Origin of the sequence: Aquirufa esocilacus (assembly GCF_042715595.1) — a bacterium.
GTDB lineage: Bacteria > Bacteroidota > Bacteroidia > Cytophagales > Spirosomataceae > Aquirufa > Aquirufa esocilacus.
In genome coordinates, this window is record NZ_JBBKXX010000003.1 from 441565 (window position 1) to 457380 (window position 15816).

A 15816-nucleotide genomic window follows, 5' to 3' on the forward strand; every position below is an offset into this window, starting at 1 on the left:
TCAATTTAGATTACGACATGAATCGCAGGTCTTTAGCTCTTGGAATTTTAGCATTGCTTTTTTGCATGGCCTCCTGCAACAACATTCCAGGTCATTTTTTCTCTAATAAAAGTTCCATCGAAAGAAGAAATGATAGCTTAGCCAGCCTATTTGACCCACAAATTGCGCAACAAAAAGCCATCAAATTAGATACTTTTTTCAAGTCATTACAAAAGAATACAGGCTTCAATGGCACGGTGCTGGTGGCGCAGTATGGAAAGGTTATCTACAAGCAAGCCTTTGGGGTGGCTAATAAGTTTACGAATGATCAGTTGAGCACCAGAACCACTTTTCAGCTAGCCTCTGTTTCTAAACAATTTACGGCCGTATCAATTCTACAACTCGTCGAAAAAGGCAAACTTTCTTTAGAGGATCGGGTAGAACAACATATTCCTGGTTTTCCGTACGATTCAAGCATCACGGTACGAAGCTTACTAACTCACAAATCAGGACTCCCTGATTATACGTTTGCATTGGACAAATATTATGACAAAAAGGCGCCTTTGACAAATGCCAAAGTAGTGCAAATGATGAATGAGATTAAGCCAGGCATTGACTATAGGCCAAATCGTGAGTTTCATTACAATAACACAAACTACATGTTACTCGCTTACATCGTGGAACGTTTAAGTGGTAAGGATTTCAGAAGCTACGTAAAAGAAAACATTTTTATTCCAGCCGGCATGACTGAATCTTTTGTCTATGACCCACAGCATCCTGAATGGTTAAAAAAAGCCGCGACGGGGTATGTACCCAAAGGTGGTGGAAGTGTTGTCGCTAATTTTGATCATTTGGACGGTGTTACAGGGGATAAAGGAATTTATTCTACTGTGGAAGATATGTTTTTATGGGATCAAGCGTTAAACAACGAAAAAGTGGTCAAACTAAGTTCTCTTGAACAAGCTTTCACTCCTCAGCATACGAAACCTAAGGTTTTAACGACCAATTATGGCTTAGGCTGGAGAATGAAACAACTAGAAAATGGAGAATGGCTTACCTACCATACCGGCTGGTGGCATGGATTTAAAAATTATTACCTTCACAATCCAAAAGATAATTCAGCCATTATCATTTTGGGAAACAACGCAAACCAATCATTATCTAGGATTAACATTGTTCAATCCATTTTATATCCTGAAAAAAGTAAATTATTCATCAAAGGAGAAACCATTCCACCGTCATCTAATTCGGGAGGAAACTAAACAATCAATCATGAAAAAAGCTTTTATTGCCATCCTTTGCTTAATCGCAACAAGCACTTTCGCACAATCAGAAGATGACGCGATCAAATCTACCATCAATGCCTATACAGAGGGCTTTACAAAAGGTGATTCTGCCAGTATAAATCGCGCATTTTTAAGCAATGCTTTATTAAGAAATCTAGATGCAACATCTGGAAAGATTATTGATAAACCACTTCGTAAATTCATTGCTGGCATGCCTGCAGGTGGCGCTAAAGCTCCTGGAAGTCTCATTTCTTACTCTTATGCAGGAACTTCAGCCATAGCAACTGTTGAATTCAAATTTCCAGACTTTAAATACATCGACTTGTTGAGCTTAATTAAAGTGAACGGCGACTGGAAAATTGTCTGCCGCGTATTCTCCCGTGTAGGATTAGATGAAAATTTAAGTAGCGCTAATGTAGCAGGGAAAGCAAGCGGCGGAAAGGCAGCTCCAGCCCCGGTTAAGAAAGCGGTGGCGAAGCCAAAGGCGGATGATGGATGGTGATCATTTGTAGTATTGGGGCCAAAAAGGTTATTGCATAAATATTTTTGGCCCCAATACTACAAATAATCTCTAAAGTTTGGTTCTTAAAATGTTGCAAGCAACTATTTTCGGAAGCCCTGTAAGCTTTATCTCTGGAAAGCGGGGTTCGATTTTTGGCCCCATACCACCATTTATCTCTGAAAGAGAATAAAACTAAAATACCCCGCGGAAAATAGGTGCTTGCGCCATTTTCTACGGGGCATTTTAGTTTTTATGACGCCAGGAACAAGGAGACTTCGGGTCTTTTATTTACCAGAATATCGGACCTTTACCAAGATACTTCTCCGCAATCGGCTTATAATATTCCTTTAATTCCTCATACACAGGAATGACCGGGGATTTGGTATACAAATCATACTGATTGAAATCACGAATCCACTCGAGGTATTGCGTGTCTTTATCGTTCAACAAAGCTTTGTAGCTTCCGCCTGAATGCCAAGGGTAGAATGAATGGTAGCGAATCATTGCCATACCGGCCTCAGGTATGGTATTGTCTTTGTGATTAGTTAATACTTGGAATAAATATTCATCATGTCCCCAGGCAAGATGGAGATTGTCTAGACCACAACCTGCTTCATAAATGCCTAATTCGGTATTATAACGAGGATCTTGCATGTCCGGATTCAAGGTATTGAACTCCGGATAGACACAGGAGTCTGGCAGTTTGCAACCTACGACGAACACATCCCCTACTAAACCCCATTGTTCGGCTTGTGAGGTCCCATCTTCATCAGATCCGAATAAGTACATAGCCTTACCTAAATCATGGATTAAGCCGACTAATTGCATCCAATCAGGACGATTGTGCGCCCGCATACCCTCAGCAGATTGCAATAAGTGAATAATGTTAGGTAGATTTAAATCAGGATCGGATACATCAATGAGAACGTTTAGGCGCTCCATCATTTCCCAAAGGTCCATGGGACGTTCGAAAGTCAGGTATTTGGCTTTCATACGCTGAACATATTCGTATGTCTGGCGAGAACGCATTTTGCGGTAATGTTCTTTTACGGCTGCGGTGATATCACCTTGATCGTAATTTCTGAACTGCTCTTTTTCTTTTACGGGGGATTCCATAGTCCTAGATTTTGGACTAATTTACAAAAAGGCTTCGAAAAATGAAATTAGGACTTCAGAACCAATAGAACGATAGCGCTAGCTAGCATCAAGAGGCCCATCGCAAAGAAGATCGATGGATTTAAGCCGGGAACGGTGTTTTCCGCTAAAGAGGCTTCGTAAGGATTCTCTGACAAATAACGAACGGGTATTTCCTGGCCTATTTCGCAGTTTTTGGCCAAACCTTTATCCGCTTCGCGTCTAAATTCCAATCCATTTACATAATAAGATACGATAGGGAAATATATAGGGAAACGACCACTGTGGTCATCGCGGGAATAACGTTTCGAAATTTCAACGATTTTACCGTAGGTCATCTTCGAATTGTGTACCCACTCTTTACGCTTTTTGAAAAGGACAATCCCAAAACCAATCAAAGCCAATGATATCACAGTAAACGCGCCCAAGAACAAGGGCATCGATCCGTGAAATTCGCCAGTTGGCCGAGCTGATATTAATAAGATTCCGAGCATAATGGAGCGCTGAATTAAATCCAACACCCAAAAAAACGACAAATAATACTGATTATCAAATTATTAGCACCTCGCTGCCGCTGGTAAGCAAGTTGTGTTTTAAGGGGATAAAATGAGATTTTTGCTCTAATTGAAAAAACTCGATGCAAAAACAGACTCATCTTGAAAAAAAAATGAAGAATTCACTAAAATGAGTATGCAAAAACCGATAAAACAGCCCAAAAATATATTTTCAGAAAATTTTAAATATCACACAAATTTGTATTTTTGGTCTCCCTAAACCTTGAAAAGATGAAAAGTAGCGTAAAATTCCAACTCATGTCGATGATGTTCCTGATGTTCTTCGGATGGGGCGCTTGGTACGGCCAGATGAGTAAATACCTATTTAATAAATTACATGCAACGGGTGATCAGGTAGGAAATGCTTACACTACCTTAGCCATCGCCTCTATCTTTGCACCGTTCTTTATTGGTTTGATCGCTGACCGATATTTCTCCGCTCAAAAAGTGATGGGAGTATTAAATATATTGGGAGGAGTCATCCTGTATTTCCTCAGTTTAGAAAGAAACCCAGAAACCTTTTTCTGGTATATTTTGGCCTATACACTCTGCTTTGCGCCCAATTTAGCCTTATCAAATTCGATTGCAATGAACCAAATGTCCAATCCGGAAAAGGAGTTCCCTAGTATCCGGGTAACTGGAACTATTGCCTGGATTGTGGTGACCAATATTATTGGGTATTATGCCTTAGGAGATAAAGTTGCCATATTTGAAATTGCAATGTACACTTCATTCCTACTTGGAATCTACTCGTTCACCTTGCCGAATACACCTCCGAAAGGGGACAAAAATGGATCGGTTGCGCAGATTTTAGGCTTAGATGCACTTAAATTATTTAAAGATCGCTCGTTCTTAATCTTCTTTATTTCTTCCATTTTGATCTGCATTCCTTTATCATTCTATTATGCATTAGCGAATCCATCGCTAACTGATTCCCACATGACTAATGTAGAGAACAAAATGTCTTTTGGACAAGTCTCTGAGGTCGTATTCATGCTTTTAATTCCGGTGGCTTTTATGCGGTTAGGAGTAAAAAAGATGCTTGTGATTGGTCTGGTAGCCTGGATTATTCGGTTTATTTGCTTTGGATACGGGGATGGTATCTGGAAAGAATGGATTACAAACGTTTCTGTGTCAAGTGAGTGGGTCCAGTATATTGGCAACCCAAGTGAGTGGATTCTATATATAGGAATTATTCTACATGGTGTTTGCTACGATTTCTTCTTTGTGACGGGACAGATTTATACGGACCAAAAAGCAGGGGAAAAAATCAAGAATTCCGCACAAGGTTTAATCACGTTTGCCACCTATGGAATCGGCATGGGCATTGGGTCGAAACTCTCTGGCATTATACTCGATTACTATACAGTAAAAGGAGTAAAAGATTGGGAAACATTTTGGCTGGTTCCCGCTGGAATCGCAGGGGTCGTTTTACTGTTGTTCATTTTCTTCTTTCATGAAAACAAAGCAAAACCTACGTATTCTTAATTTTCCGTAACATAAAGGGCATAATTGAGGGAAAGAAACGCTTCACGAATAGGCCAAAGCCCTCGAGGAAACCTCCTACAAAGAATTCATTTTTCTCTGCTAGTACTGCTTGCAAGATTTTCTGTGCAGTAATGTTGGGATCTAGGCCTTTGGCCTGATTCGGATCCATCTTTCCATAGGCCTCCCCTTTCTCGTTCATAGCGTGCAAGGAAATATTCGTTTTGATGTAACCCGGCAAAATCGTGGTCACGCGAATGCCATCATTGAAAACCTCCGCGCGAACTGAGTCAAAGAAGCCGATCAACGCGTGCTTTGTCGCACCATAAGCGGCTCTACGCGGCGTAGAAATCCGTCCAGCGACCGACGCAATCGGAACGAAAACGCCCGATTTTTGAGCAGTAAAGACAGGCAAAACAGCCTGCGTCAAAGAGACAATCGAGAAGAAATTCACCTCAAAAAGGCGGCGATACACGTCGAATTCCGTGTCTTTCACAAAAGAACGCTGGGAAACGCCTGCATTCAAAACCAAATAATCAATGCGACCGTAGGTTTGAATGACATCCTGCACGCGATCCGCATGTTCTGATAACGAGAGCATATCGAAAGGGAGCACGTAGGCATTGCCACAAGCTTTGGCCACCCGCTGTAATTCCTCTTCTCTACGCGCAGATAACACTAATAGCGCGCCCTCCGCCGCAAAAGCGTAGGCTAAGGCTTCGCCGATTCCAGAGGAAGCCCCCGTAATCCAAACAACTTTATTGTGAAATTTCATGGGATGCGAGTTTTGCTTCTAAGGCTTGGAAGAAATCAGCCATCGGATTCACTTCAAGGCGTTGTAATTTCTGCCATAATCGAACGGCTTTGGTCATCAATCCACTTTCAATTAAGAATCCATCGTGTCCGTATAAGGAGTCGATGACGTGGAAAGAAGCACCGGGAATATGCTTAGCTAAGAATTCTTGTTCTACTATCGGGAACAAAGCATCGGATTTAATCCCAATCACGAGTGTTTTGGATTGAATTAGTTTTAAAGCAGCAATGGCGCCACCCCGATTTCTGCCCACATCCTGCGAATCCATCATTTTCGATAACTGAAAATAAGAATAAGCATTGAAGCGCTGAGCTAATTTCTCGCCTTGGTAGCGTTGATAAGAAACGGCACGCAAAGATGATCCATAGGAATTTTCCTTTCTAGCCTGAGTGATCTGGTAAGTTTCGTAATTACGGTAGGAAATCAAGGCGGTCGCACGAGCGGCCTTCATCCCTTCTAAACCGGCTTTTGGCTGAGATTCCTTCCAAGATGGGTCTACTTCGATGGCCATTCGTTGGGACTCATTAAAGGCGATACCCCACGGTGAATGCACTGCATTGGTGGCCACTAATATTAAGTTTTCAATCAATTCTGGATTCACAATCGCCCATTCTACTGCCTGCTGACCACCTAAGGAGCCTCCTATGCAGGTTTTGATGCGATTGATCTTTAATTCTTTGCGTAGAATTTCGAAACTCGAAACCACATCGCGAATCGTAATATCTGGAAACGAGTGAAAATAAGGCTTTCCTGTTCGCGGATCTACTGTTAAAGGACCAGACGAACCATAATGGGAACCCAAAATATTGACACAGACGATTAAGTTATTCTCTGGATTAAACAGCTTACCAGGGCCTACGAGGCCTTGCCACCATTCCGCCACATCGTGACTTCCCGTAAAGGCGTGGCAAATCCAGACTACATTGTCTTTTTTTGCGTTGAGTTTCCCCCAAGTTTGGTACGCTAAATCTAACGCAGGCAACTCTCCCCCTAATTCTAGGGCAAATGGGGACGCGGAATGAAAATGATGAAACTCAGCTTGCATGTACAAAATGGTTTATATTTCCCTAAACAGGCACCGCCTGGGGTAGGAATTAGCACCGGGGTCTACTTTAGCAGACGGGTTGCCAGAAGTTCATTGAGCCTAGTCTCTCCCTTCTTCTTTATAAATCAACAAGCGTGGCTTTTTGATTTGAGGTTGCAAGTAACAGCCGAAATCGGTTTTTTCCAAAAACTTTGCCGATTAATTCCTTTCTACCGATATTTGCTCCATGTTAAAAATGGCGATTTTTTACGGTCTACTGGGAGGAATTCTCTATGCCCTTGCACAGACATCTTTCTTAACCTATTTACACCCGGACTTGAAATTCATCTTTGTTTTTCTGTTGTTCCAAACTTATTTGACCTTCAACCTAGCTCAACTAGGTTTAAAAAACGAAGGAGAAAAGTTCGTCCCATTTCAGATGATTTCGCTCACGATCCGCTTTATTTTAAGCGTTGTTTTCATCGGTTTCTTCGCCTACATCCACACCCCTAACCTCGTCTTGTTCGTCAGCAACTTTTTTGTACTCTATTTATGTAGCACAAATTTTGAAATTTTTGGTTTGCTTCGTAACTTGCGACGTTTTTAGAAAATAGCAAGATTAATGTTTCAGATGCAGGTCAAGACTTCAATACAAAAAATGTACTTTTCGAATATCCTACTAGGGCTTTTCTTAAGCTTTATTAGTCTAAATGTGTTCGCAAACGAACCGGTTGTAGCGCACGATTCTGCTCACGCAGATACGGCGGCTCACGCAGCTGCTCCTGCTGCTCACGAGGCTCCCACTGAAAAATTTGATCCAGGTAAATTAATTCTGCATCATATTGCGGATGAGCACGATTGGCATTTCTTCACGATTGGCCATTTTCATGCGACTTTACCTTTGCCTTGTATCGTTTACACAGCCTCTTCAGGCGTTCAAGTATTCTCGTCATCTAATTTCAAAAACGAACACCACGAAGAAATTCCTTACAACGGTTTCGTTTTAGAGCACGGAAAGATTCACGCAGAGAATGGCGAGAAAGTTTATGACTTCTCTATCACCAAGAACGTAGCCTCTTTATTACTATCAGCAGTTTTATTATTGACTATCTTCATCGGAATCGGTCGTAAATACAAAGAAAATCCACACAAAGCGCCTAAAGGAATGCAATCCTTATTTGAGCCCATCATCATTTTCGTTCGGGATGAGATTGCCAAGAATAACATTGGCGAGAAACACTACCGTCGTTTCATGCCGTATTTATTGACGATCTTCTTCTTTATCTGGTTTAACAACATGTTAGGTTTAATTCCAGGTGGAGCTAACTTAACAGGAAACATCGCGGTGACTTTAGTATTAGCGATCATTGCTTTCTTTGTAACAAACTTCAATGGCCGTTCTACGTATTGGACGCACATCTTCGCGATGCCAGGTGTTCCTAAATGGATGTTAGTTATTTTGACTCCGGTGGAGATAGTAGGTATTTTCATGAAGCCGTTCTCGTTAATGGTTCGTTTGTTTGCGAACATTACAGCGGGTCACATCATTTTATTAAGTTTAGTATCCTTGATTTTCATTTTTGAAAACGCGGCTTTAGGTCTAGCAGTAGTTCCTTTCTCGCTTTTCATGAACGTAATTGAGCTGATTGTTGCCTTCATTCAAGCCTTCATCTTTACGATGTTAGTTTCGACGTATATCGGAGCAGCGGTAGAAGAGCATCACCATTAATTTGTAAATTATTTTTTTTATATAAACCCAAATCGTATGTCTATTTTATCGATTTTATTAGAAGTTTCTGTAGGTCTTGGTCTTGCAGGTATTGGTGCTGGTTTAGCTGCTTTAGGAGCTGGAATGGGTATCGGTCGTATCGGTGGTTCTGCTATGGAAGCTATCGCTCGTCAACCAGAAGCGTCTGGAAAAATTCAAGGTGCGATGTTAATCGTTGCTGCCTTCGTTGAGGCGGTTGCGTTATTCGCTGCTGTAATTTGTCTATTGGTAACTTTGAAATAAGAGACCAATCAGAATCTCCAAAGGGTTAGCCTTTGCATCAGATTCTACCCCATTTAAAACGCAATTTGGTTTACATTAGGTGCCAAATTGCGTTTTTTGACACGATTTACAAAAAATTAACATACTATGGAGTTAATCACCCCAGACTTTGGACTTATCTTCTGGCAACTAATTGTCTTTGGAATTTTATTCTTCCTTTTAGCCAAATATGCCTGGAAACCCATCATTCAATCGTTAGCTGAGCGCGAGCAATCGATCGACGAGGCTATCAAATTATCTGAAACAACACGTGCTGAAATGGCCGAATTGAAAGCAGGTAATGAGCAATTAATTGCTTCCGCACGTGCTGAACGTGATGCGTTAATTAAGCAAGCGAAAGAGGCATCCGATGCGATGATCTCTCAAGCTAAATTAGATGCACAAACAGCAGCTAACCAAGAAATCGAAAAAGCTCGCGTAGCTTTCGAACAAGAGAAAGCAAGTGCTGTAGCAGCAATCCGCAAGGAAGCAGCTTCTCTTTCGTTAGACTTAGCGGAGAAAGTGTTAAAAAGCCAATTAAAAGACAAAGCAGCTCAGGAAAAATTAGTAACTGAGTGGATGGCTGACGTTAAATTATCTTAATCGCATAGACCATGTCAGAATTAATTGTAGCTCACCGTTACGCTAAATCCCTGCTAGACTTCGCGATCGAAAAGAACGCGGTAGAGGCAGTAGCTAAAGACATGATTGATTTCGCAGAAACTTGCGACGCCAGTCACGAATTAGTGTTAGCGCTAAAGAGCCCAATCATTAAGCATTACACGAAATTAGCGATCCTAGCGAAGCTATTTAAGGATAAATTCAATCCAGTTACCTACGGTATCTTCGTGATCATCACGAATAAGAACCGCGAGAAGATTCTTCCTGCAGTAGCAAAAGAATTCATCTCGATGTACACGGATTACAAAGGAATCCAAAAAGCAACCGTTACTACGGCATCTAGCTTAACAGCAGATCAAAAAGCAACGGTAGCGAAAATCGTTAAGGACTACACAGGTAAAGAAGTAGAATTGATCGAACAAATTGATGAAAGCCTAATCGGTGGATTCATTTTGAAAGTAGGTGACCAACAGATCGATGATTCGATCAAGCGGAAGCTAAACGATTTGAAAGTTTCTTTAGCATCTTAATGGAAAGGCCTTGGAAACAAGGCCTTTTTTTATTCCCTCCTAAACACTCCCACCTTATGAAAAAATTTGCCCTATTTACTGGTTCGCTGATGGCGGGATTGTCTGTTGCCTTAGGGGCTTTTGGAGCACACGCGTGGAAAGACTATTTACGTCACATTAATCGCCTAGAGACTTTTGAGACGGCTGCTCGCTACCAAATGTATGGAGGGATTGCCCTGTTGATTTTAGGAGTTTGGCAGATGAACTTCAGTAATAAGCACTTGAAGTCAGCTGCCTATTTTCAATTTGCAGGAAGTATTATTTTCCCTGGGTCCCTTTATTTGATCTGCTTAACTAATTTGGGAATTTTCGGAGCGATTGCTCCCATCGGTGGACTGTGTTATATGATGGGGTATGGACTGATGATGTGGTCCATTTTTAAAAAGTAATTAGTGACGCATCACTAATTCAAGGCTTAACCACACGATCTCTCCCATCGTTTGACACTTCAAAAAGCGATCATCTTCGTAATGTTTCGCTAATTCAGTTTTTAATTGTTCCACGTTTTCTGGTGGCGCGATTTCGTCTTTTGCCATTACATTCATCAGATCGTACACGCGTTGACTTTCTGACTTCAGACGAGAAGAAATCATCGAGCGTTCTTCAATCTGGTATTGCCAAACCGATTCCGGCGTCATATACTTCATCCCCAACTCAATCAGGGCATTATTTTGCTTAAAATACTGCGGAAGATACACCGTTTTCTTACCCTCATAACACTGCTGATCAAAGTCAATAGGACGAATCCGGTAATAAATCTCTTCAAAATCCGGAGTCGTAATAATGACGAAGTTCGCACTGTGCATATCACCTAGTAATTGTACTAGACAACGCTCGTTGAACTTCACAAATTCCTTCGCTAAACGGATAGGCGACTCTAAATCTGTCTCCAAATCCTGCTTTAAAAAAGCATCGCCAGGTACGCCGGCTATATGCTCCTCGACGAGCGTATTATCGCAGGTGACGTAATTGATGCGATTTGGAGATAAAATATGCTCTAATTCCAAGCCGTACACCCGAGAGGCATCTGCCACTTTAATATAGAAATAATCAAAGTTATCATTCACGCGGTTCACGATGCGAATACGAAACGGGTGCGTATTCCCATAGGTGCAATAATCCACCCGATCGATCACCAAGTGCTTAATCACCTCCTCATTTCCATCCGTCTTCAAATCCGCGTAGATTTGCTTCAGCGCCTCATAAACTTCTTCTTGATCTCCTGGAGAATAAAATACCGTCTCCCAAAGTGTATCCACCTCATTCTTATCGTACAGCACGATGGAATTATCATAGCGTAACAGATCTGCATAGCTGATATTCATCGCATGTTCGCGGTTGTATTTATGCAAATACCGACGCAGCTGTTGATTTATCCGATACAGGTTTTTCTTTTTCGAGATCAGGGCCATTATTCGGTGTAGTCTAAAGATTTACCGAACGTTTCTTTCAGTTGAATAACGGAATAGATTGCCAAAGCAAAGCATAATACCCCCACATAAGCCGCAGATTGAATCAAGCCCACTGATGGAATCAAAAACTTAAAGAGCAAGGAAATGGGAATCAAGGCACCTCTCACAAAATTAGGCACCGTTGTCGTCACCGTCATCCGCACATTCGTGCCAAACTGCTCCGACGAGAATGTCAAAAAAACAGCCCAATAGCCCCCAAAGAAGCCTAAAAGTGTTATCATGATATAGGCGTGGGTCGTCGTAATGTTTGACATCCCGAATAGGTAATACACACAAATACCTACCGCGATAAATAAATAGGTTAAAACAGCCTTTCCTCGGCTTTTTAGCCACTGACTTAGGGCTCCCGAAGCAAAGTCACCTAATGCAAGTCCTAGATAGCAAAACATAATGGCGTCGCCTCCGCTAATCTTTCCATCGATACCGATGATTTTGGAGATTTCAGGTGCTGAGAAAACAAGAATCCCAATGATGTACCAAATGGGCAATCCCATTAGAATACAATACAAGTATTTCTTAAATGTGGCCCCATTCGAAAAGAGCTGAAAGAAATTACCCCGTTGTACCTTATCATCCATCTCCGTATACATCGAAGATTCAAAAGTACCTAAGCGCAAAAGCAATAGGGCTAATCCCATTCCACCACCAATAAAATAGCAAGATCTCCACCATTCTGAATCCGAACTCAAACCGGCAATAATAGGCGCAAAAACAGCACCTGCAGCTCCCACACCCGCTATAATCAGCGTACCAATTCCCCGCTTCGAGGGAGGTAAGGTTTCATTCACTAAGGTAATTCCCGCACCTAACTCTCCCGCTAAACCAATCCCAGCAATAAAGCGCAAAATGGCGTAAGTGTTTAAATCAGTCACCAAACCATTCAAGGCATTCGCCGCAGAGTAGAGTAAAATAGACCCAAACAAAACAGATTTACGCCCTTTCTTATCGCCATAAATACCCCACAATATTCCACCAAGCAACATCCCACCCATCTGCACATTCATCAAGTTCAAGCCTTGATTTAACAAGTCATCTCCCTGTAGACCTAAACTCATCAAACTCGGATTTCGTACCACTGAAAACAAGATCAAATCATACACATCTACGAAGTAGCCGAGTGCGGCGACGGCGATGAGCATTTTGGCTTTGGCAGAAATTTTATCGTTTTCCATACTAGCGAGAAAGCATATCCGACCGGTGAGAGTCTAATTTTAAAAAGATAAATAACAAGATGGTGAACGACCATAGAGACGACCCACCATACGAGAAGAAAGGTAAGGGTATCCCCATAATGGGCATCAAGCCGATCGTCATCCCTATATTTACTAAAAAGTGAAAAAACAGAATTCCTACTAATCCGAATCCATAGGCCCGGGCAAAACGGGAACGCTGCAAGTCCGCTAAATACATCAATCTCCACAAGAACCCCAAGAAGAAAATAATCATCAACATCACCCCCACAAAACCGTGCTCTTCCCCTATCGTACAGAAAACCATATCCGTACTTTGTTCCGGAACGAAATCGAATTTCGTCTGCGTTCCACCTAAAAAACCTTTACCCCAAAAACCTCCCGAACCAATCGCAATCTTCGATTGCGTCACCTGATAACCTAAACCCCGAGGATCAAAACCTGGATCAATCAAAACGCGAATCCGGTTTCTCTGGTGCTCTTTCAACACATTATTCACCACCCATTCCACTAATAGGGCTAATGTCATTATCGCCGCAACGCCACCTGCTAAACGCAAATAGGTTTTAGGGTCACGCTGCAAATAGATGGGCATAAAAAGAACTAAAATGCCGGCGATTAAGACTAAAACCAGTAAAATGATCCAGGCTTTCACGAGTAGCGCAGAGACAAACAATACAATTCCCCCAATGAACAAGGCAGGATAAGCGCCTGGTAATCCCTCGCGATATAACAGAATCATAAAGGAGGCAAAAACCAAGGCAGAACCCGTCTCATTTGAACCAATAATTAATACCATCGGAATACCGATAATTAATGCCGCTTTCCACTGAAAAGGAAACTTAGTTAGATTCACTAAGGGATCATTCAGGTATTTTGCTAGTAATAAGGCCGTCGCAGTTTTGGCAAACTCTGCCGGCTGAATCGTCACAGACCCAATTTTAAACCAAGAATGAGAACCGTTAATAGTCACCCCTAAAAAGGGCACCGCTAACAGCAAAAGCAATAAACCTAGGTAAATAAACAAGGCAAATGATTCAAAAAAGCGAAAATCAATCACTAAAATAAATACGATCAATAAAAAGCTCGTCCCTATCCAAACCAATTGTTTCCCGGCATTCGAATCGTAAAAGGCAGGATCAGAAAAGGACAAAGGGGCATCCGGGCTATAGACAGCAGAGTAAATATTCAACCAACCCATGCCCACAAATAAGACATAGAATCCTACAGCGATCCAGTCAATCCGGCCTTGTATGTGATTCGAATCTGTCATTTTTTAGTGGAGTCTGTGGCTACTTTTTTTCTACTAACTCCTCCGGCAGAATACACATTAGGCAAGTAATTCATTTGCATAAACTTGGACTCCACGGACTTGCGGTCTACTTTTCGTTTGAGGTATTTCTCCACTACCAAAGAGGCAATAGGTGCCGCGGCTGTGCCACCAAAACCCGCATTCTCTACAAAAACGGCAATCGCTATTTTGGGATTATCACGCGGAGCGAAAGCAATGAAAATCGAATGGTCTTTGCCTTTTTGGTTTTGTGAGGTACCTGTCTTGCCCACCATTCTTATATCCGGAATTTTACCATCTGGACCTACCGTTCCATTCGTCACGGCATCTTGCATGCCATCGATCACCACGTCGAAGTATTTCGCTTCTACCCCTACTTTCACTGGCGTCTTGTAAAATGGATCAATCACTTTTTTCAAACCGACTCCTTTCACCACATGCGGCGGAATATACCAGCCTCTATTCGCTATAATCGCGGCCAGATTCGCCATTTTTAACGGAGAAACAACGATTTCTCCCTCCCCAATACTAATCGAATAGATATTCGAAAACTTCCACGCTTTGTTACCTTTATAGACCGAATTATAATAATCCACATTAGGCAAAATACCTTTCTTTTCATTGCCTAAATCAACCCCTAACTTGCGTCCAAAACCAAAATTGGCCACTAAATCAGACCAACGTTGCAAGCCTTGAGCCGATCTTTCATAGGTGTCTCCCGTGGTATTATCGTAAATCATTTTACGAAATGCATGGTAGAAATAAGGATTACAGGAAACACGAATCGCCCCTCGCAAATTGACCGGACCATGGCCATGGCATTTCACCGGAGCTCCCGCATGGGAATAAACGGTTCCTGGTCCAATGAACCCTAATTGCTGACCTACTAATGCCTGAACTAATTTAAAGGTAGAACCCGGGCGATAATAAGCCGATGGAGGTCGATTAAGGAGTGGCTTCATGGGATCCAAAGCCAGCTGCTGGTAGTAGGTAGAAAAATTATTTCCCGTTAATTGACTCGCATCATAAGAGGGTGCAGAGACCATCGCTAAAATCTCTCCTGTCGAGGGTTCTATCGCCACTAAACTTCCTACCTTATGCTTCATCAAACTATCCGCATATTCCTGGATGGCTAAGTCGATGGACGTGTATAGATTATTGCCTGATACTGGATTGACATTCAAAGAACCATTTTTATAGTCCCCTTTTTCCACCCCATTACTGTTCACCATCCGGTATTTAATACCTCTCTGCCCTCGCAAAGTTTCTTCATAAAAAGATTCAATTCCAGAAATACCTACATAATCCCCTTGTCGATAATAATCATCCTTTTGATCCACTAAGGCATTCGGACTGATTTCAGCTACATACCCAAGGGCATTCGAAAAGGCACGAGATTGATAGGTACGAAAGGCATTAGTTTCAAAGAAAAAACCGGGAAAATCAACCATCGCATCTTGAACACTAGCAAATTGTTCCTTAGACAAGTGCTTTAGAAATAAGCTAGGCTTTACCCGTGAATAGGTTTTTGCTTGCTGAGACGTTTTGACAAAATACTCTTTTGTTATCCCAAAAATCTGGCAAAAATGATTCGTGTCTTTGACAATCGCCTTACGAGGAATGATGTATAAATCATAGACAGGTGTATTAAAGACAATTAATTTGCCATAACGGTCATATACTTCCCCTCTAAATGGGATCTGAATAATCTTACGAATCGCATTATTATCCGCTGCTTTTTCATAGGTATCATCCACCACTTGGATGAAAAACAATTTACCGATGAACAAAAGTCCAACGATTCCAAAGAACAAGAAGATTAGATTTCTTCGCTGATTAAACACCTTGACAAAAATTTACCACAAA

General features: G+C 41.7%; 17 protein-coding genes and 1 riboswitch. Of the genes, 9 read left to right on the plus strand and 8 right to left on the minus strand.

Translation table 11 applies throughout. The annotated features are described in order from the left end of the window. The first annotated feature begins 65 nt into the window (after positions 1 to 65). Complete coding sequence (locus SKC37_RS10525; protein ID WP_377981435.1) at positions 66 to 1241, plus strand: serine hydrolase domain-containing protein; 1176 nt, start codon at positions 66 to 68, stop codon at positions 1239 to 1241. A gap of 10 nt (positions 1242 to 1251) precedes the next feature. Then, a complete protein-coding gene (locus tag SKC37_RS10530; protein ID WP_377981436.1) occupies positions 1252 to 1767 on the plus strand; it encodes a nuclear transport factor 2 family protein in 516 nt (171 codons plus the stop codon). Between the two features lie 288 nt (positions 1768 to 2055). Here the strand turns inward: SKC37_RS10530 and SKC37_RS10535 are convergent, their stop codons facing one another. Both SKC37_RS10535 and SKC37_RS10540 read right to left on the minus strand, forming a co-directional pair. After that, positions 2056 to 2883: an inositol oxygenase family protein gene (locus SKC37_RS10535; protein ID WP_377981437.1), complete on the minus strand. Its 828-nt coding sequence runs from the start codon at positions 2881 to 2883 to the stop codon at positions 2056 to 2058. Positions 2884 to 2930: 47 nt separating this feature from the next. Then, the gene (locus SKC37_RS10540; protein WP_377981438.1) at positions 2931 to 3395 is read right to left on the minus strand and encodes a DUF3592 domain-containing protein; all 465 of its coding nucleotides are present in this window, start codon (positions 3393 to 3395) and stop codon (positions 2931 to 2933) included. 291 nt (positions 3396 to 3686) lie between these two features. On the opposite strand from SKC37_RS10540, the gene SKC37_RS10545 reads away from it, so the two are divergent. Then, the gene (locus SKC37_RS10545) at positions 3687 to 4943 is read left to right on the plus strand and encodes a nucleoside permease (RefSeq protein ID WP_377981439.1); all 1257 of its coding nucleotides are present in this window, start codon (positions 3687 to 3689) and stop codon (positions 4941 to 4943) included. Here the strand turns inward: SKC37_RS10545 and SKC37_RS10550 are convergent. Further along, positions 4930 to 5715 (minus strand): SDR family oxidoreductase, encoded by a 786-nt coding sequence (locus tag SKC37_RS10550; RefSeq protein ID WP_377981440.1) that lies wholly within the window; start codon positions 5713 to 5715, stop codon positions 4930 to 4932. The genes SKC37_RS10545 and SKC37_RS10550 overlap by 14 nt on opposite strands. Beyond that, a complete protein-coding gene (locus tag SKC37_RS10555; RefSeq protein WP_377981441.1) occupies positions 5699 to 6799 on the minus strand; it encodes a homoserine O-acetyltransferase family protein in 1101 nt (366 codons plus the stop codon). The genes SKC37_RS10550 and SKC37_RS10555 overlap by 17 nt, the downstream gene beginning before the upstream one ends. A 9-nt stretch (positions 6800 to 6808) precedes the next feature. Then, positions 6809 to 6926: riboswitch (SAM riboswitch) on the minus strand. Positions 6927 to 7034: 108 nt separating this feature from the next. Here SKC37_RS10555 and SKC37_RS10560 point away from each other — a divergent pair. The 6 genes from SKC37_RS10560 (at position 7035) to SKC37_RS10585 (ending at position 10386) form a co-directional block, all read left to right on the plus strand. Further along, positions 7035 to 7385 carry a hypothetical protein gene (locus SKC37_RS10560; RefSeq protein ID WP_377981442.1) on the plus strand — a complete coding sequence of 117 codons (351 nt, stop codon included), beginning with the start codon at positions 7035 to 7037 and terminating at the stop codon, positions 7383 to 7385. Between the two features lie 51 nt (positions 7386 to 7436). After that, the gene (atpB, locus tag SKC37_RS10565) at positions 7437 to 8507 is read left to right on the plus strand and encodes a F0F1 ATP synthase subunit A (RefSeq protein ID WP_377981443.1); all 1071 of its coding nucleotides are present in this window, start codon (positions 7437 to 7439) and stop codon (positions 8505 to 8507) included. 36 nt (positions 8508 to 8543) lie between these two features. After that, the gene (gene atpE / locus SKC37_RS10570) at positions 8544 to 8789 is read left to right on the plus strand and encodes an ATP synthase F0 subunit C (protein ID WP_130894949.1); all 246 of its coding nucleotides are present in this window, start codon (positions 8544 to 8546) and stop codon (positions 8787 to 8789) included. A gap of 126 nt (positions 8790 to 8915) precedes the next feature. Next, positions 8916 to 9410: a F0F1 ATP synthase subunit B gene (atpF, locus tag SKC37_RS10575; RefSeq protein WP_377981444.1), complete on the plus strand. Its 495-nt coding sequence runs from the start codon at positions 8916 to 8918 to the stop codon at positions 9408 to 9410. 11 nt (positions 9411 to 9421) lie between these two features. Then, positions 9422 to 9958, plus strand: a complete 537-nt coding sequence (atpH, locus tag SKC37_RS10580) for an ATP synthase F1 subunit delta (protein ID WP_130894947.1) — start codon at positions 9422 to 9424, stop codon at positions 9956 to 9958. 56 nt (positions 9959 to 10014) lie between these two features. After that, a complete protein-coding gene (locus tag SKC37_RS10585; RefSeq protein ID WP_377981445.1) occupies positions 10015 to 10386 on the plus strand; it encodes a DUF423 domain-containing protein in 372 nt (123 codons plus the stop codon). On the opposite strand, the gene SKC37_RS10590 is transcribed toward SKC37_RS10585, so the two are convergent. The 4 genes from SKC37_RS10590 to SKC37_RS10605 are packed head-to-tail and all read right to left on the minus strand — an operon-like array spanning position 10387 to position 15794. Beyond that, on the minus strand, positions 10387 to 11409 hold the full coding sequence (locus SKC37_RS10590) for a hypothetical protein (RefSeq protein WP_377981446.1): 1023 nt from the start codon (positions 11407 to 11409) through the stop codon (positions 10387 to 10389). It lies immediately after the preceding gene. Further along, positions 11409 to 12641 (minus strand): MFS transporter, encoded by a 1233-nt coding sequence (locus SKC37_RS10595; RefSeq protein ID WP_377981447.1) that lies wholly within the window; start codon positions 12639 to 12641, stop codon positions 11409 to 11411. Before SKC37_RS10595 ends, SKC37_RS10590 begins: the two co-directional genes overlap by 1 nt. 1 nt (position 12642) lies before the next feature. Next, positions 12643 to 13932: a rod shape-determining protein RodA gene (gene rodA / locus SKC37_RS10600; protein ID WP_377981448.1), complete on the minus strand. Its 1290-nt coding sequence runs from the start codon at positions 13930 to 13932 to the stop codon at positions 12643 to 12645. Continuing rightward, positions 13929 to 15794 (minus strand): peptidoglycan D,D-transpeptidase FtsI family protein, encoded by a 1866-nt coding sequence (locus tag SKC37_RS10605; protein ID WP_377981449.1) that lies wholly within the window; start codon positions 15792 to 15794, stop codon positions 13929 to 13931. Before SKC37_RS10605 ends, rodA begins: the two co-directional genes overlap by 4 nt. Positions 15795 to 15816 lie beyond the last annotated feature (22 nt).